The sequence below is a fragment of the Acidovorax sp. GW823-FHT05D11 genome, assembly GCF_058795695.1.
Genome location: NZ_CM179502.1, coordinates 2660589 through 2678110, shown reverse-complemented (window position 1 = coordinate 2678110; position 17522 = coordinate 2660589). Strand labels below are relative to the sequence as shown.

Annotated in this window: 16 protein-coding genes; 15 read left to right on the top strand and 1 reads right to left on the bottom strand. The window is 68.6% G+C overall.

From position 1 onward, the window contains the following. Nucleotides 1–135: 135 nt before the first annotated feature. The 11 genes from AC3RCE_RS12490 (at nt 136) to AC3RCE_RS12440 (ending at nt 10958) form a co-directional block, all read left to right on the top strand. Complete coding sequence (locus tag AC3RCE_RS12490) at nt 136–1050, top strand: dihydrodipicolinate synthase family protein (RefSeq protein ID WP_218338690.1); 915 nt, start codon at nt 136–138, stop codon at nt 1048–1050. A gap of 83 nt (nt 1051–1133) precedes the next feature. Beyond that, nucleotides 1134–2276 carry a branched-chain amino acid ABC transporter substrate-binding protein gene (locus tag AC3RCE_RS12485; RefSeq protein ID WP_369642367.1) on the top strand — a complete coding sequence of 381 codons (1143 nt, stop codon included), beginning with the start codon at nt 1134–1136 and terminating at the stop codon, nt 2274–2276. Between the two features lie 85 nt (nt 2277–2361). Beyond that, nucleotides 2362–3300 (top strand): 4-hydroxyproline epimerase, encoded by a 939-nt coding sequence (locus AC3RCE_RS12480; protein WP_492255380.1) that lies wholly within the window; start codon nt 2362–2364, stop codon nt 3298–3300. Nucleotides 3301–3336: 36 nt separating this feature from the next. Continuing rightward, on the top strand, nt 3337–4458 hold the full coding sequence (locus AC3RCE_RS12475) for an NAD(P)/FAD-dependent oxidoreductase (RefSeq protein ID WP_492255305.1): 1122 nt from the start codon (nt 3337–3339) through the stop codon (nt 4456–4458). Continuing rightward, nucleotides 4455–4730: a 2Fe-2S iron-sulfur cluster-binding protein gene (locus AC3RCE_RS12470; protein ID WP_492255304.1), complete on the top strand. Its 276-nt coding sequence runs from the start codon at nt 4455–4457 to the stop codon at nt 4728–4730. The genes AC3RCE_RS12475 and AC3RCE_RS12470 overlap by 4 nt, the downstream gene beginning before the upstream one ends. Further along, nucleotides 4727–6028, top strand: coding sequence for an FAD-dependent oxidoreductase (locus AC3RCE_RS12465; protein ID WP_492255303.1), 1302 nt, complete (start codon nt 4727–4729; stop codon nt 6026–6028). The genes AC3RCE_RS12470 and AC3RCE_RS12465 overlap by 4 nt, the downstream gene beginning before the upstream one ends. Continuing rightward, on the top strand, nt 6025–7071 hold the full coding sequence (locus AC3RCE_RS12460) for an Ldh family oxidoreductase (protein WP_492255302.1): 1047 nt from the start codon (nt 6025–6027) through the stop codon (nt 7069–7071). Before AC3RCE_RS12465 ends, AC3RCE_RS12460 begins: the two co-directional genes overlap by 4 nt. 128 nt (nt 7072–7199) lie before the next feature. Then, nucleotides 7200–7838 carry a TRAP transporter small permease gene (locus tag AC3RCE_RS12455; RefSeq protein ID WP_492245325.1) on the top strand — a complete coding sequence of 213 codons (639 nt, stop codon included), beginning with the start codon at nt 7200–7202 and terminating at the stop codon, nt 7836–7838. A 16-nt stretch (nt 7839–7854) separates the two neighbouring features. Further along, the gene (locus AC3RCE_RS12450) at nt 7855–9120 is read left to right on the top strand and encodes a TRAP transporter large permease (RefSeq protein ID WP_218295176.1); all 1266 of its coding nucleotides are present in this window, start codon (nt 7855–7857) and stop codon (nt 9118–9120) included. A 57-nt stretch (nt 9121–9177) separates the two neighbouring features. After that, on the top strand, nt 9178–10179 hold the full coding sequence (locus AC3RCE_RS12445) for a TRAP transporter substrate-binding protein (protein ID WP_218295177.1): 1002 nt from the start codon (nt 9178–9180) through the stop codon (nt 10177–10179). Nucleotides 10180–10283: 104 nt separating this feature from the next. After that, nucleotides 10284–10958 carry a GntR family transcriptional regulator gene (locus tag AC3RCE_RS12440; RefSeq protein ID WP_218295178.1) on the top strand — a complete coding sequence of 225 codons (675 nt, stop codon included), beginning with the start codon at nt 10284–10286 and terminating at the stop codon, nt 10956–10958. 105 nt (nt 10959–11063) lie between these two features. Here the strand turns inward: AC3RCE_RS12440 and AC3RCE_RS12435 are convergent, their stop codons facing one another. Next, nucleotides 11064–12482 (bottom strand): aminotransferase-like domain-containing protein, encoded by a 1419-nt coding sequence (locus tag AC3RCE_RS12435; RefSeq protein ID WP_218295179.1) that lies wholly within the window; start codon nt 12480–12482, stop codon nt 11064–11066. A 188-nt stretch (nt 12483–12670) separates the two neighbouring features. Here AC3RCE_RS12435 and gabT point away from each other — a divergent pair, with 188 nt between their 5' ends. From gabT to AC3RCE_RS12415, 4 genes are all read left to right on the top strand, one after another. Further along, complete coding sequence (gene gabT / locus AC3RCE_RS12430) at nt 12671–13963, top strand: 4-aminobutyrate--2-oxoglutarate transaminase (protein ID WP_492255301.1); 1293 nt, start codon at nt 12671–12673, stop codon at nt 13961–13963. Nucleotides 13964–14006: 43 nt separating this feature from the next. Next, a complete protein-coding gene (locus AC3RCE_RS12425) occupies nt 14007–15107 on the top strand; it encodes an ABC transporter ATP-binding protein (protein ID WP_492255300.1) in 1101 nt (366 codons plus the stop codon). 79 nt (nt 15108–15186) lie between these two features. Beyond that, complete coding sequence (locus AC3RCE_RS12420) at nt 15187–16218, top strand: ABC transporter substrate-binding protein (RefSeq protein WP_492255299.1); 1032 nt, start codon at nt 15187–15189, stop codon at nt 16216–16218. A 34-nt stretch (nt 16219–16252) separates the two neighbouring features. After that, nucleotides 16253–17518, top strand: coding sequence for an ABC transporter permease (locus AC3RCE_RS12415; protein ID WP_492255298.1), 1266 nt, complete (start codon nt 16253–16255; stop codon nt 17516–17518). The last annotated feature ends 4 nt before the right edge of the window (nt 17519–17522 follow it).

The window sequence follows — 17522 nt, the reverse complement described above, 5'->3', positions numbered from 1 at the left end:
GCTGGCACGCAAGATGCTAAATACCCTGACAAGATATTTTAAATATCTTCTTAATATATTTAAAGCAACGCTACTTCATCGTCACCACCCACCCCCGCCCTTTTCCCATCCTTCTTTTTCCTCAGGAGTCCATCCATGAACCATCCCCGCTGGCAAGGCATCTTCCCCGCCATCACCACCAAGTTCCACGCCGACGAGAGCATCGATGCCGAAGGCACGGCGCGCCACATCGACTTCCAGATCCGCAACGGCATCCACGGCCTGGTGACCTGCGGCTCGCTGGGTGAAGCCAGCACCCTCTCGCTGGAAGAAAAGCTGCAGGTCGCCAAGATCGCACTGGAAGCCGCCGACGGCCGCATCCCCGTGCTGGCGAATGTCTCGGAGACCAGCACCCGGGAAGCCCTGCGCTACATCGACGGCGGCAACAAGCTCGGAGTGGCTGGCTACATGGTCATGCCCTCGGTGATCTACGTCGCCGACGCGCGCGAAGCCATGCTGAACGTGCGCACCATGGCCGAGGCCGCGCAGAAGCCGGTGATGGTCTACAACAACCCGGTGGCCTATCGCGTGGACCTCAAGCCCGAGCACTTCGCCGAGCTGGCGGACTGCAAGTGGATCGAAGCCATCAAGGAAAGCACCGACAACATCCGCCGCGTGACCGACCTGCGCATCGCGCTGGGCGACCGCTACCAGATCTTCCTGGGCGTGGACGACCTGGCCTACGAGGGCCTGGCGCTGGGCTGCGACGGCCTGCTGGCCGGGGTGGGCTGCGCCTTTCCGCGCGAGACCGTGGCGCTGTACGACCTGATGAAGGCCGGCCGCTTTGCCGAGGCACTCAAGCTCTACCAATGGATGACGCCCATGCTGCACCTCGACGTCTCCACCAAGCTCGTGCAGAACCTCAAGCTGATCGACCTGCTGGTGGGTGTGGGCACCGAGCACATGCGCCGCCCGCGCCTGCCCCTGATTGGCGAGGAGCGCGCCTTCATCGAGCGCATCGTCAGGAAGGCGCTGGACACACGCCCCGCCGAGTACCAGTCCGTGGCCTGAGACGGTACCGACCGACAGGCTGCCCCCCGGGCCGCAGGAGACAACAGCGGCCCTTCCCCTTCGCACACACAAGAGGTTTTCCCATGACACGTGCATCTTTCGGATTTCGGACCCTGACGCCCGCCGCCATCGCGGCGCTGATGCTGGCCACACATGCCGGCGCCCAGGAACAGCTGGTCAAGATCGGCCACAGCGGCCCGCTCTCCGGCCCCAATGCCTTCGCGGGCAAGGACAACGAGAACGGCGTGCGCCTGGCCGTCGAGGAGCTCAACGCGAAGAAGATCGTGGTGGGGGGCAAGACCCTGAAGTTCGACCTCGTGTCCGAGGACGACCAGTGCGACGCCCGCACCGGAGTGAGCGTGGCGCAGAAGCTGGTGGACAGCGGCGTGAAGTTCGTCATGGGACCGTACTGCTCGGGCGTGGCCATTCCCGCCTCACGTGTCTACAGCGAAGGCGGGGCCATGGTCTCCACCGTGGGCACCAACCCCAAGGTCACCGAGAACGGCTACAAGAACCTGTTCCGCATCATCGCCAGCGACACCCAGATCGGCTCGAACATGGCCGTGTATGCCGCCCAGGTGCTCAAGGTCAAGCAGGTGGCGGTGATCGACGACCGCACCGCCTTCGGCCAGGGCGTGGCCGACCAGTTCACCAAGGAGGCGAAGAAGCAGGGCCTGGCCGTGGTGGGCCAGGAGTTCACGACCGACAAGTCCACCGATTTCCTGTCCATCCTCACCAGCCTCAAGGGCAAGCAGCCGCAGGCCATCTTCTTTGGCGGCTACGCCCCGCAGGCCGCGCCCATGGCGCGGCAGATGAAGCAGCTGGGCCTCACGGCCAAGCTCTTGGGTGGCGACACGCTGTGCAGCCCCGAGGTCGGCAAGCTCGGTGGCGAAGCGGTGAACGACACCGTGTTCTGCGCCCAGGGCGGCACCATGCTCGACAAGGCCGCGAGCGGCCCGGCCTTCAAGGCGAAATACAAGGCGCGCTTCAAGCTGGATGCCGATGCCTATGCGGCGTCCTACTACGACCAGGTGATGTTCATGGCCGATGCCATGCAGAAAGCCCAGTCCGTGGAACCCGCCAAGGTCGGCGCGCAGATGCTCCAGGGCAGCCACCAGGGCGTGGCGGGCACCTATGCCTACGACGACAAGGGCAACCTCAAGCAGGCTCCCATCACGGTGCTCACGTTCAAGAACGCCGCCCCCGTGCCGCTGGCCAGCTATTGAAACTCCGCCGCGAAATCGTGGCGGCCCGCCGCTACGATGCCTGCACCTTTCTGCGATGTGACCGACCATGACCCACGACACCCGCATGCAACGCATACAGATCCTCGACTCCCACACCGGGGGTGAACCCACGCGGCTCGTGGTGGGCGGCTTTCCCGACCTGGGCACCGGCAGCATGGCCGAGCGCCGCGCCCTGCTGGCCAGCCAGCACGATGCCTGGCGCGCGGCCACGGTGCTCGAGCCGCGCGGCAACGACGTGATCGTGGGCGCGCTGCTGTGCGCGCCGCAGAACCCGGCCAATGCGGCGGGCGTGATCTTCTTCAACAACACCGGCTACCTCGGCATGTGCGGCCACGGCACCATCGGCCTGGTGGCCTCGCTGGCCTACCTGGGCCGCATCGAGCCGGGCGAGCACGGCATCGAGACGCCCGTGGGCACGGTGATGACCACGCTGCACGAGGACGGCTCGGTCAGCGTGCGCAACGTGCCGGCCTACCGGCTGCACCAGGGCCTGTCGCTCACGGTGCCTGGCATCGGCACCGTCACGGGCGACGTGGCCTGGGGCGGCAACTGGTTCTTCCTGATGAGCGGGCACGGCCAGCGCGTGGCCAGCGACAACCTGCAGGCGCTGACCGACTACACCAGCGCCATCCAGCAGGCCCTGAAGGACCAGGGCGTCCGCGGCGACAACGGCGGCGAGATCGACCACATCGAGCTCTTTGCCGACGACGACGTGGCCGACAGCCGCAACTTCGTGCTCTGCCCGGGCGGTGCCTACGACCGCTCGCCCTGCGGCACCGGCACCAGCGCCAAGCTGGCCTGCCTGGCGGCCGACGGCACGCTGCAGCCCGGCCAGGCGTGGCGCCAGGCCAGCATCATCGGCAGCAGCTTCGAGGCACGCTACGAACCCGACACCCAGGCCGGCAGGATCATCCCCACGCTGCGCGGCACGGCCCACATGAGCGCCGAGGCCACGCTGCTGATCGAGGCCAGCGACCCCTTCGGCTGGGGCATCCGGCTCTAAGGCCCTCTTTTCAGGCACACCCACCCGGCAGGCACCATGCGACACGCGGACGTCATCGTCATCGGAGCAGGCATCGTCGGCGCGGCCTGCGCCCATGTCCTCGCAGGCCGGGGCCTGCATGTGCTGGTGCTGGACGCCCGGCTGGGCGGCGCCACGGCGGCCGGCATGGGCCACCTGGTGGTGATGGACGACAACCCCGCCGAGCTGGCGCTGAGCCAGGCATCCCTGGCGCTCTGGCATGCGTGGGGACCACGGATGACGGCCGACCAGCCCGGCTGCGCCTACACCAACTGCGGCACGCTCTGGCTGGCCGCCAACGACGCCGAGATGGCCGGCGCCGAAGAAAAAGCCCAGCGCCTGCAGCGCCACGGCCTGCCCTGTGAACTGCTGGACGCCGCCACCCTGCGGCGCCTGGAACCCGCCCTGCGCCCCGGACTGCGGGGCGCACTGAAGGTGCCCGGCGACAGCGTGGTGTATGCCCCCAATGCCGCCCAGTGGCTGCTGCAGCAGGCACCGCGCCAGATCCGCGTCGAGCAGGCCGAGGCATGCCGCATCGAGGGCGGCCGGGTGCAGCTGGTGGACGGCAGCTGGCGCGAAGCCCAGGCCGTGGTGCTGGCCGCCGGCATCCATGCCACGCGCTTGTGCCCCGAGCTCCCCATCCGGCCCAAGAAGGGCCACCTGCTCATCACCGACCGCTACCCCGGCGTGGTGCGGCACCAGCTGGTGGAGCTGGGCTACATCAGCAACGCCCACCAGACCGACGGCACCTCCGTGGCGTTCAACCTGCAGCCCCGGCCCACCGGGCAACTGCTGCTGGGCTCATCGCGCCAGTTCGACACCACCGACCCGGCCATCGACCAGGACGTGCTGGCCCGAATGCTGCGCCGCGCCTTGGACTACATGCCCGGCCTGGCCGGGCTGAACGCCATCCGAACCTGGACGGGATTTCGCGCCACCACGCCCGACAGCCTGCCCATCATCGGGCGCCACCCCACCCGCGACCAGCTCTGGCTGGCCGTGGGCCACGAAGGCCTGGGCGTGACCACCGCCCCCGCCACCGCCGAGTTGCTGGCGGCGCAGCTGACCGGTGGCCCCCTGCCCCTGGACCCCGCCCCCTTCGCGGCGCAGCGCTTCAGCCTGGAAGGCCTGGCGGCATGAGCACATCCACTCCCCTGGTACACGCCGTCATCGACGGCACCACCATCGAGCTGGCACCGGGCCACAGCGTCGCGGCGGCCCTGGCCCTGCAGCCTCCGGGCTGCGCCCGCACGTCGGTCACCGGCGAGCGCCGTGCGCCTTTCTGCGGCATGGGCATCTGCCACGAGTGCCGGGTGCTTGTGGACGGCCGCCAGCGCCTGGCCTGCCAGACCCTGTGCACCGACGGCATGGTGATCGACACACGCGACCAGCCGCAGGGAGGCATGCCATGACCCCCCGCCAGCGCTGCGATCTGCTGATCATCGGCGCCGGCCCCGCCGGCATGGCGGCCGCCCTGGCGGCGGCGCCCCGGGGCCTTGCCATCACCCTCGTGGACGACAACATCCATCCCGGCGGACAGATCTGGCGCGACGGCCCCGGCAGCACCCTGCCCCCGCTCGCTCGCCAGCACCGCGAGGCGCTGGAGCGCTACCCGAACATCCGCCTGCTGTGCGGCACGCGCGTGGTGGGGCTGGGTGGCCCCTCGGCGCCGCAAGATGCCCCCGCCTTGCTGCTGGAAGACGCCGAACAGGGCTGGATCCAGCACAGCTACCGCCTGGTGCTGTGCAACGGAGCACGGGAGCTGCTGCTGCCCTTTCCCGGCTGGACGCTGCCCGGCGTGACCGGCGCCGGCGGACTGCAGGCGCTGATCAAGGCCGGCTTGCCGGTGCAGGGCCAGCGCATCGTGGTGGCCGGCACCGGTCCCCTGCTGCTGGCCTGCGCCGACACCGCCCGCAAGGCCGGCGCCCAGGTCATCCGCATTGCCGAACAGGCTTCCTGGCGGGCCCTGGCCGCCTTCGCGCTGCAGCTGCCGCGCTGGCCCGCCAAGGCGCTGCAGGCAACGACCCTGTTCAACCACCACTGGCGCGCCTGCAGCCACGTGCTGCATGCACAGGGCCAGGGCCGGCTGGAGGCCGTGCGGATCCAGCGCGGCACGCGCCAGGAAACCCTGGCCTGCGACCGGCTTGCCTGCGGCTTTGGGCTGGTGCCCAACACCCAGATGGGCCAACTGCTGGGCTGCACGCTCAACGATCGCCAAGGCCTGCAGGTGGACGGCCTCATGGCCACCAGCGTGCCCCATGTGTACGCCGCAGGGGAATGCACCGGCTTTGGCGGCAGCGAACGCGCGCTGGCACAGGGCGCCATCGCGGGGCATGCCGCCGCGGGCGACACGGCCCGGGCCCAGGCCCGCCAAGCCGCCCTGGCCCGCTGGCAAGGTTTCGCGGACCTGCTGCACACCCACTTCGAGCTCGGCGAGGCGGTGCGCCAGCTGGCCGCCCCGGACACCCTCGTCTGCCGCTGCGAAGACGTGCCCTTGCGCGAGCTGGCCTCCCGCAGCAGCTGGATCGACGCCAAGCTGCACACGCGCTGCGGCATGGGCGCCTGCCAGGGCCGCGTGTGTGGTGCCGCCACCCATGCGCTGTTCGGCTGGACGCCCGCCCCACCCCGCCATCTGCTGGCGCCCGCGCGCATCGGCACGCTGGCGCAATGCCCCACCCCGGTGGACGAATCCACCGGCATCCGCCCATGAACGACACCACTCCCCTTCCCGCCCCCGCCAGCTCCGCGATGGTGCACGTCCCCCTGGACGACCTGATGGCCCTGGCGCGTGCCGTGCTGCTGCGTCTGGGCCTGGGCGAAGCCCACGCGGGCGCCATGGCCCGCGTCATCGTGGCCGGGCAGCGTGATGCCTGCCAGTCGCACGGCGTCTACCGGCTCACCAGCTGTGCCCACACGGTGCGCACCGGCAAGGTGGAGCTGCAGGCCCTGCCAGTGCTGCAGGCGGGCGCCGGCCCGGTGGTGCGGGTGGACGCCCAGGGGGCGTTTTCACCCCTGGCTTTCGAACAAGGCCTGCCCGCGCTGGTGGAGGCCACCCGCCGCCACGGCATGGGTGCGCTGGTCATCAACCGCTGCGTGCACTTCTCGGCACTGTGGCCCGAGATCGAGGCCCTCACCGCCCACGGCCTGGCGGCCCTGGCACTCACGCCCAGCCACGCCTGGGTGGCGCCGGCCGGCGGGCACCAGCCCGTCTTCGGCACCAACCCCATCGCCTTCGGCTGGCCACGCCCGGGGCCCCACCCCTATGTGTTCGACTTCGCCACCAGCGCCATCGCGCGCGGCGACCTGGAGCTGCACCGCCGCGCGGGCCAGCCCCTGCCCGAGGGCTGCGGGGTGGACGGCCAGGGCCGGCCTTCCACCGATCCGGTGGCCGTGGCCCGGGGCGCCATGCGCACCTTTGGCGGGCACAAGGGCTCGGCCCTGGCCACCATGGTCGAGCTCATGGCCGGCACGCTGATCGGCGACTGGACCAGCCGCGAATCCATCGCCCACGACGCGGGCGCCGGCGCCACGCCCCTGCATGGCGAACTGGTGCTGGCCTTCGACCCCGCCCAGTTTGCGGGCGGCGATGCGGCCCCCCACCAGGCGCGTGCCGAGGCGATGTTCGATGCCATCACCGGCCAGGGCGCCCGGCTACCCTCGCAGCGCCGCTTCGCCGCCCGAGCGCGCAGCCTGGCCGAGGGCGCGGCGGTGCCGCGCGCCCTGTACGAAGAGATCCTCGCGATGGCAGGCTGAACCCGGCAGCGCGGGCGCGCCGACCGGTACGCGCGCCACCCGCGGGCATTCATCTTGCTTCTACATATATCAAGAAGATATTTAAACCGGCGCCCCATTCCCGACACCCAGACCACGGAGCCCACCCCATGTCCACCGCCACCGCTTCTCCCACCCCACCCGGCGGGCCCGCGCCCGCAGCGCCGGCCCGCGCGGTCCTCGCCCTGTCCAGCCTGGTGCTGCGCGCGGAGCGCAACTGCCTCACCGCCCTGATGACCTTGCTGGTGGCGCTGATCCTGCTGAACGTGGCCACCCGCTACACCGGCTTTCCCATTTACTGGATCGACGAGGCGGCGGTCTACACCGTGGTCTGGCTGACCTTCGTGGGGGCCTCGGTGATGACACGGCTGCGCATGGACTTCGCGGTGGGCATGCTGACCGAGAAGCTCTCCGAGAAATGGGCCAAGGCGGCCAAGGTCATCGCCACCACGGGGGTGCTGCTGTTTGGCATCGCCATGCTGGTGATGTGCTGGCTGTGGATGGACCCGGTGGGCATCGCCCGCTACGGCTTCGACGCCAAGGAATTCGGTGCCGAGACCTTCAACTTCCTCTATACCGAGCGCACCCAGACCCTGAACTGGCCCACCTGGGTGCTGCAGCTGATCCTGCCGCTGTTTTCCCTCACCTTCACGCTGCACGCGCTAGCCAACCTCATCGAGGACATGGGCCTGGCACCGCGCCGCAGCCACCCTGGTTTCGACGTCGTCAGCGCCGACGCCGTGAACTGACCCCGGAGCCCGCCCCATGTTCACTTCCCTCTTCTTCTGCGCGGCCCTCATGGTGGGCGTGCCCATCGGCGTGTGCCTGTGCATCTCGGGCATCGCGTACATCTTCAGCACCGGCAACACCGTGCTGTTCCAGTCCTTTCCCATGCAGATGTTCGCGGGGGTGGACAGCTATGGGCTCATCGCCATTCCGCTGTTCATCCTGATCGGCGAGATCATGAACAGCGGCGGCATCACGCGCCGCCTGGTGGACATGTCGATGGCCTTCGTCGGCTCCGTCAAGGGGGGCCTGGCCTACGTGAACATCCTGGCCAACATGCTGGTCTCGTCCATCATCGGCTCGGCCACGGCCCAGGTGGCCATCATGTCCCAGGTGATGGTGCCCGAGATGGAAAAGCAGGGCTACGACAAGACCTTCGCCGCCGGCCTCACGGTCTACGGCGGCATGCTGGGGCCGATCATTCCACCTTCGGTGATGTTCGTGGTCTACAGCGTGCTGGCACAGGTGGCCGTGGGCGACATGCTCATCGCGGGCATCCTGCCGGGCATCCTGCTCACCATCCTGTTCTTCATCATCATCGCGCTGATGGGTTTCATCTACGACTACCCGCGCAGCGAAAGGCGCACGCTGGCGCAGCGGGCCCGCACCGTGGTGACATCCAGCCCCACCCTGCTGATCCCGATCGTGATCGTGGGCTCCATCCTGGGCGGCTTGGCCAATCCGACCGAAGCGGCCGCCGTGGGCGCCCTGGCCGCGGCGCTGGTGGGGCGGTATGTGACCAAGGAATTCCGGCTCGGCTCCATGCCCGCCATCCTGTTGCGCTCGGCCATCTACTCGGCCATCGTGCTGTTCCTGGTGGCCGCCGCCGCGGTGTTTTCCTGGCTGCTGATCTACGGCAAGGTGCCGCAGATGGTGGCGGCCTGGATCCAGACCGTGGCGCACGACCCGATCACCTTCCTGCTGCTGGTCAACGTCATCCTGCTGGTCATCGGCACCGTGATCGACGGCATCCCCGGGCTGATCATGACCGTGCCCATCCTGCTGCCCATCGCCACCGACATCTACCACATCGACCCGCGCCACTTCGGCGTGGTGGTGGTGATCAACCTGGTGCTGGGCCTGATGTCGCCGCCCGTGGGGCTGAGCTTCTTCGTCGCGGCCGCCGTCACCGGCGCCAAGCCCGGCAAGATGTTCATCGTCACCCTGCCCTTCTTCCTCATCAGCTGCGTGGCGCTGGTGATGCTCTCCCTGTTCCCCAGCCTGTCGCTTGCCCTGATCAAGTAAGCGGCTCCATCCCTTCGCCCTCTTCGCATTGCCTCGCACAACTTCCAGGAGTTCACCATGACCATTTCCCGCCGCCACTTCATCCAGTCCACCGCCGCGGCAGCCGCCGCAGCGGCCCCGCTGGGCTTTCCGTCCGTCGTGCTCGCCGCCGATGCCAAGGAATTCCGCCTGGGCCTGATCACCCCGGCGGGGCACTCATGGAACCGCGCCGCGCTGCAGTTCGGCGAAGCGCTGAAGAAAGAGACCGATGGCCGCCTGAGCGTGACCGTGTTCCACTCGGGCCAGCTGGGCAACGAGACGGCCATGATGCAGCAGCTGCAATCCGGCGCCCTGGACATGGGCTGGATCCAGGCCGCAGAGCTGGGCTCGCGGGTGGCGAGCGTGGCGGCCATCAACGCGCCCTACCTGGTGCGCTCGACCCCCGCGGTGGCCAAGCTGGTGCGCACCCCCGCCGCGCTGAAGCTGCTGGAGGTGCTGCCGCGCGAGACCGGCACCATCGGGCTGGGCTGGGGCATCACCGGCATGCGCGCGGTGTTCGCCACCAAGGACATCGCGGTGCCGACCGACCTCAAGGGCATGAAGCTGCGCATCAACCCCACCCCCGTGTACCGCGACTTCTACCAGTTGCTGGGCGCCGCCCCGACGCCCATTCCCACGCCCGCCGTGTTCGACGCCATGAGCAACGGCCAGGTGGATGGGCTGGAAGCCGACATCGAGTTCTCGTGGAACCAGCGCTTCGACAAGGTTTCCAAGACCCTGCTGCAGATGAACGCCCTCTTCATGCCCTTTGCCCCGCTGGTGTCGGGCCGCATCTGGCAGGGCCTGGATGCCAAGGACAAGGAGCTGATCCGCAAGCTGGTGGCCCAGACGCTGGACGCCCAGATCAACGACATCGTCACCACGGAAGCCGGCCTGATCGAGAAGTTCAAGGGCTCGGGCATCGCGTTCAAGAGCGCCTCCAGCTACAACCCCGACGGCATCATCCAGGAGTTCGACAAGCTGTGGCTGCCCAAGGCTCCTCAGATCGCCGAGCTGCGCAAGGCGGGCGCGGGCCTGTAGGAAGGGTGCGGGCGGGAGCGCTCCCCGTGCCACGGACCGCCAACAGGTTCTAAGATGCGGCACCGCGCCCCCGCGGCCAGGACAACGAACGCCATTCCCCCAGCATGAAACCGAGCAGCGCATCCCTCCCGCGAGACCCCGCCCCCAAACGGCGCGCGGCCGACGTGGCCTACGACGCCATCGAAGCCATGATCTCCACGCTGCAGCTGCAGCCCGGCAGTCCGGTGGTCGAGGCCGAGATCGCCGAAAGCACCGGCCTGGGCCGCACCCCGGTGCGCGAGGCGCTGCTGCGCATGGTCTCCATCGGACTCATCGCGCAGCAGCCCCGGCGCGGGCTGCTGGTGTCGCACATCGACCTGGCCGACCACCTGGACGTGATCCAGACACGCCGCGTGCTGGAACGCCTGGTTGCCTCGTGCGCGGCACGCCGCGCCACCGCGCCGCAGCGCCAGGCCATCGTGCGCTGCGCGGAAAAGATGGTGGACGCCGCCGCGCGCGGCCATCTGGACGACTACATGCTGGCCGACCACGAGCTGGACGTGGTGACGCACCAGGCCAGCCAGAACCACTCGGCCGTCAAATGCGTGTCGCCGCTCATCGTGCAGTGCCGCCGGTTCTGGTACGCCTACCAGCACGAGGGCGAGGTGTCCGAGGGCGCGCGCGCCCACATGCACCTGGCCCAGGGCATCGCCACGGGCGACGAAGCGAGGGCCGTGGCCGGTGCGGAGCAGCTCATGGACTACCTGGAGCGGTTCGCGCGGCGCATCATCGACCAGTAAGACAGGGCACAGAGCACCGATTTGCTATAAATAGGATAGCTTCCAGCGCTTTACCACTCTGCGCCCGGGGCCTGAAAGGCACTAAATCCAGCAGCCTGCCGCCAGCTACTCCGCCACCTGCTGCCCCAGCAGGATGCGCTGCTCCAGGAAGCGCCACATGCGCTCGTCCTGGCTGAACGACACGTTAAAGCGCAGCCAGCCCGTGGGGCGCGGCTCCACCAGGAACAACTGGCCCGGGCCGAGCATGATGCCCGCGCCCGTGGCCTCCTTCGACAGCTCCGCGCTGTCGGGCAGATCGGGGTGGCGGGCCCACAGGTACATGCCCGCCTCGGGCTCATGGAAGAGCTCGAAGCCCAGGTTCAGCAACCGCCGCCCCACCACGCCGTGCGCCTCGGCCAGGCGCTCGCGCAGGGACTTGAGGTGCTTGCGCCAGCGGCCATCCGTCACCACGCCGAAGGTGATGCGTTCGGTGATCTCGGACGATGTGAGCCCCGAGATCATCTTGAGCTGCACCAGCTCGTCCAGCAGGTCGCCCCGCGCCGCCACGAAGCCCGTGCGCAGGTTCGGCGAGATGGTCTTGGAGAAGCTGCCCAGGTAGATCACCCGGCGCAGCTGGTCCAGGCTGGCGAGCGAGGGGCGCACGCCGGTGTCCATATCGGCATAGATGTCGTTCTCGACCAGCATGAAACCATGCTGCTCGGCCAACTGCAGCAGGCGGTGCAGATGCGCCACCGAGGCCACCGAGCAGGTCGGGCTCTGCAGGCGCGGCTGCGTGAAGAACACCGTGGGCTTGTGCGCGGCCAGCAGGGCTTCCAGCGCGAGCAGGTCATAGCCCCCCGCCGTGCGCGGCACCCCTACCGGGTGCGCGCCCGCGAAGCGCAGCATGAACAGCAGGTTGGGATAGCCGGGGTCATCCACCAGCACCACATCGCCGGGTTTGACGAGGCGCCGCGCCACGAGGTCGAGCGCCTGGCTGGAGCCCTGCGTGAGCAGCACCTGGTCGGCGTCCACCGCCAGATGGTGCTCGGCCAGCGACTCGGCCACCACCATGCGCAGCGCCATGTGGCCATGCGGCAGGCCATAGCCGTCGAGCTCGGGGCCGTCGGAAGAGAGCTGGCGCATGCTGCGGCGCACGGCATCGCCGAACAGCCAGTCGTGCGGCAGCCAGCCGCAACCCGGTTTCATGGGCAGGTTGCGGTTTTCAAAGATCTGCTTGAGGTACCAGCGTGCGTCAAAACGGGGCACCGGCCGCTCCTGAGGCCCGGCGCCGGGCACGGCGCCTTCTTCGCTGCGGCGCTTCACGAAGAAACCCGCATTGGCGCGCGACACCAGCCAGCCTTGCGCCACCAGGCGGTCGTAGGCCTCGACCACGGTGAACACGCTCACGCCATGGGCGGCGGCAAAGGCACGGATGGAGGGCAGTTTGCTGCCGGGCTTGAGCACCTGCCCGGCGATGAGACCCCGAAGACCATCGACGATCTGGCTGACCAGGGGAGTCTGGAGGTCCGGGCTGAGAGTGAGCATCAGGAGAGCCAAAAAGGGGGCGAATTGTGCACCGACTTGGCGCACACCAGATCAGGGATTGCCTGTACAGGATTCTAGACCTGCACAGTGCGCGCAAAACCGCACTCCGCTGTACATGGACGGTGCGCGGCGCGGCTTCCAGAATTCGCCCATTCCTTCATTCCGTGTTCACACCACCGCCCACCGCCATGCAGCAAGACCGCCACTTCACCAACGCCGCCCTCCTCGCCCGCCGCCATGCCGCCGTGGCCCGGGGCGTCGGCCAGGCCCACGACATCTTCGTCCAGAAGGCCCGCAACGCCGAACTGTGGGATGTGGAAGGCCGCCGCTTCATCGACTTCGCCGGCGGCATCGCCGTGCTCAACACCGGTCACCTGCACGCGGGTGTGATCGCCGCCGTGAAGGCGCAGCTCGACCTGTACACCCACACCTGCTTCCAGGTGGTGGCGTACGAGCCCTACGTGGAAGTGTGCGAGCGCCTGAACACCCTGGCCCCGGGTGCGTTTACCAAGAAGAGCCTGCTGCTCACCACCGGCGCCGAGGCCGTGGAAAACGCCATCAAGATCGCCCGCGCCCACACCCGGCGCCCCGGCGTGATCGCCTTCACGGGCGGCTACCACGGCCGCACCAACCTCACGCTGGGCCTGACCGGCAAAGTGGTGCCGTACAAGACGGGGTTTGGCCCCTTCCCTGGCGAGGTGTACCACGCCCTCTTCCCCAACGCACTGCATGGCATCAGCGTGGAGCAGGCGCTGCACTCGGTGGAGCTGATCTTCAAGAACGACATCGAGCCCGAGCGTGTGGCGGCCTTCATTCTTGAGCCCGTGCAGGGCGAAGGCGGCTTCTACGTGGCGCCACCCGAATTCATCACCGGACTCAAGGCCCTGGCAGACCGCCATGGCATCCTGCTGATCGCCGACGAAGTGCAGACCGGCGCAGGCCGCACCGGCACCTGGTTTGCGTGCGAGCAGTGGCCCGTGACGCCGGACCTCATCACCACCGCGAAATCGCTGGCGGGCGGCTTTCCGCTGTCGGGGGTGGTGGGCCGCGCCGACGTCATCGACGCCCCGGCGGCCGGTGGCCTGGGCGGCACCTACGCGGGCAGTCCCGTCGCCTGCGCCGCAGCGCTGGCCGTGATCGAAGCCTTTGAGAAAGAAAACCTGCTGGCCCGCAGCCAGGACATGGGCGCGCTGCTGGTCAGGGCGCTGAAAGGCATGGCCGCCAAAGTACCCGCCATCGGCGACGTGCGCGGGCTGGGCGCGATGGTGGCCATCGAGCTGTTCGAGAACGGCGATGTCCACCGCCCCGACGCCGCGCTGACCAAGAAAGTCGTCGCCGAGGCCGCCCAGCGCGGGCTCATCCTGCTGTCGTGCGGAACCTACGGCAACGTGATCCGCATCCTGGTGCCGCTGACCGCCTCCAACGAGTTGCTCGACGAGGGCCTGGCCATCCTGGCCGACAGCTTTGCCGCGCTGGGCTGACATGCGGCCCGGCGTTCATTCTGCTTACAAGGTGCCCCCAACCATGAACCCATCGGCAGAGCCCCTGGTCCGCTTCAGCGGCGTGCAAAAGACGTACGACGGAGAACAACTGGTGGTGCGCGCGCTGGACCTGGACATCCAGCGCGGCGAGTTCCTGAGCCTGCTGGGGCCCTCGGGCTCGGGCAAGACCACCACGCTGATGATGCTGGCGGGGTTTGAGTCCCCCACCGCGGGCGACATCCTGCTCGATGGCAAGCAGATCACCGGCACGCCGCCCCACAAGCGCAACTTCGGCATGGTGTTCCAGAACTACGCGCTGTTCCCGCACCTCACCGTGGGGCAGAACGTGGCCTACCCGCTCACCGTGCGCAAGGTGCCCAAGGCCGAGCAGGCCGACCGCGTGAAGAAGGCCCTGGACATGGTGCGTCTGACCGGCATGGCCGACCGCCTGCCCGCGCGTCTGTCAGGGGGGCAGCAGCAACGCGTGGCCCTGGCCCGCGCCCTGGTGTTCAACCCCCAGCTCGTGCTGATGGATGAGCCATTGGGCGCCCTGGACAAGCAGCTGCGCGAACACATGCAGATCGAGCTGAAGGAGCTGCACCGCCAGCTGGGCGTGACCTTCGTGTACGTGACCCACGACCAGGGCGAGGCGCTGACCATGAGCGACCGCGTGGCCGTGTTCAACGAAGGCGTCATCCAGCAGCTGGCCAGCGTGGAGGCGCTGTATGAAACCCCCGCCAACCGCTTCGTGGCCGGTTTCGTGGGCGACAGCACGGTGCTCACCGGCACCCTGCAGGGCGCGGGCGCCGAGACGGCCATCCAGCTACCGGGCGGCCACCTGCTGCCCGGTGTCAACGTGAACCAGACCGCCCGGGGCGCCCCCGTGCAGGCCTGCGTGCGGCCCGAGCGCATCGTGCTGCACCCGCACTCGCACTACCCCAGGGGCTCGGCCGTCCCGGCGACCGTGGCGCGCACCATTTACTACGGCGACCACCAGCGCCTGATGTGCGACCTGGGCCACGGCCAGGAGCAGGCCGTGGTGAAGCTGCCCCTGACCCCCACCGGCACGGGCATGCATCCGCAGCCGGGCGATGCCGTGCTGCTGGAGTTTCCACCGGCCTCCACGCGCATCTATGCCGTTTGAGTACTGTCCCCGCCACACCCCGTTTCCGAGCCCTGTCCCCGAGTCCCCGTTCCTCCACAACCCAAGGAAAAACTGCACCATGAAAAAAAGCCTCATCGCCTGCGCCTCCCTGGCCGCCTGCCTGGCACTGCCCAGCTTCGCGCAGCAGCAACTCACCGTCGTGAACTTCGGTGGCGCCAACGCCAACGCGCAGAAGAAGGCGTTCTATGAGCCCTACGAAAAGCTGGGCCACAAGATCGTCGCCGTCGAATACAACGGCGAGCAGGCCAAGGTCAAGGCCATGGTCGAGGCCAGGAAGGTGACCTGGGACGTGGTGGAGCTCGAATCGCCCGACGCGGCGCGTGGCTGCGATGAAGGTCTGTACGAAAAGCTCGACTACAGCAAGATCGTGAGCAAGGCCGACCTGCTGCCCGCCGCCGTGTCCGACTGCGCCGTGGGCATCTTCGTGTGGTCCACCGTCATGGCCTACAACGACGACAGGCTCAAGACCGCCCCCACCAGCTGGGCCGACTTCTGGGACACCAGGAAGATCCCCGGCAAGCGCGGCATGCGCAAGGGCGCGCGCTACAACCTCGAATTCGCGCTGATGGCCGATGGCGTGAAGCCCGCCGACGTGTACAAGGTGCTCGCCACCAAGGACGGCGCCGACCGCGCCTTCAAGAAGCTGACCGAACTCAAGCCCCACATCCAATGGTGGGAAGCCGGTGCCCAGGCACCGCAGTTCCTCGTGGCGGGCGACGTGGTGCTGACCACCGTGTTCAACGGCCGCATCGACGCGGCCAACCGCGAGGGCCGCAACCTCAAGATCTACTGGCCCGGCGGCATCTATGACCTGGATTACTGGGCCATCCCCAAGGGCACGCCGAACAAGGACGCTGCGGTCAAGTTCATTGCCCACACCCTGCAGACCACCAGCCAGGCCGCCTACGCGCAGAACATCGCCTACGGCCCGGCCAACACCACGGCCCTCGCCAAGCTGGACAGGAAGGTGCTGGACGACCTGCCCACATCGGCCGCCAACGCCAAGGAAGCCATCCAGTTCGGCGTGAGCTTCTGGGCCGACCAGGGCGAAGCGCTGGAGAAACGCTTCGCCGCCTGGGCCACCCAGTAAGTCAGTAACCCGCACCCTCGGAGCGCAAGACACCATGCAAGCCTCTTCTGCCATCGCCCCCGCCGCGCTTGCGCTGGACGCCCACGCACCCGGCGCACTGCGCAAGGCGCTGTCGCGTGCCGAAGCGCGGCGCAAATGGCGGGCCTTTGCCCTGACCCTGCCCTTGCTGGTGTTCTTGCTGCTCACGCTGCTGGTCCCCATTGCCGCGCTGCTGCAGCGCGGGGTGGAGAACCCCGAGGTGGCCAACACGCTGCCCGCCACCATCGAGGCCTTGCATGGCTGGGACCGCCATGAGGCACCGGGCCCCGCTGCCTACGCCGCGCTCATGAAGGACCTGGCGCGCCTGCCCGACAGCTCTGACGCTGGCGCGCTGGCGCGCAGGCTGAACTCGGAAGTGCCCGGCGCGCGCTCGATGGTGATGGGCGCCTTCCGCGCCCTGCCCATGCCGGGCACACCCGAATCCATCCGCGACCGGTTGCTCGGCAAGGACGCGCGCTGGGGCGAAGCACCTTTCTGGCGCGCCATCGCCAAGAACGGCGCGCGCTGGACGCCCGACTACCTGCTCGCCTCGGTGGACCTGCAGCGCGATGCGCTGGGCCAGGTCGAGCGCATGCCCGAGGAGCAGCGCGCGTTTGGCGGCATTTTGCTGCGCACCTTCCACATCAGCTTTGTGGTGACGCTGTTCTGCCTGCTGCTGGGCTACCCGCTGGCCTGGTGGCTGGCCTCGCTGCCCGCGCGCCAAGCCAATGTGCTGATGATCCTGGTGCTGGTGCCGTTCTGGACCTCGATCCTGGTGCGGGTGGCCGCCTGGATCGTGCTGCTGCAGTCCGAAGGCCTGGTCAATCGCGGTTTGATGGGCCTGGGCCTCATCGAGCAGCCCCTGGCGCTGCTGTTCAACCGCACGGGCGTGGTGATTGCGATGGTGCACATCCTGCTGCCGTTCATGGTGCTGCCGCTGTACAGCGTGATGAAAAGCGTGCCCCCCACCTACTTGCGCGCGGCGGTGTCGCTGGGCAGCTCGCCCATCGCCGCGTTCTTTCGCGTGTACGTGCCGCAAACCTACCCGGGTGTGGGCGCGGGTGCGCTGCTGGTGTTCATCCTGGCCATCGGCTACTACGTCACCCCCGCGCTGCTGGGCGGCGCCGACGACCAGATGCTGAGCTACTACATCGCCCGCTACACCAACGTGGAAGTGAACTGGGGCATGGCCTGTGCGCTGGGCGCCCTGCTGCTGGCCGCCACGCTGCTGCTGTACGGCGTGTACCGCCGCATTGGCAAGGCAGAGCTGAGCCTGGGCTAAACAC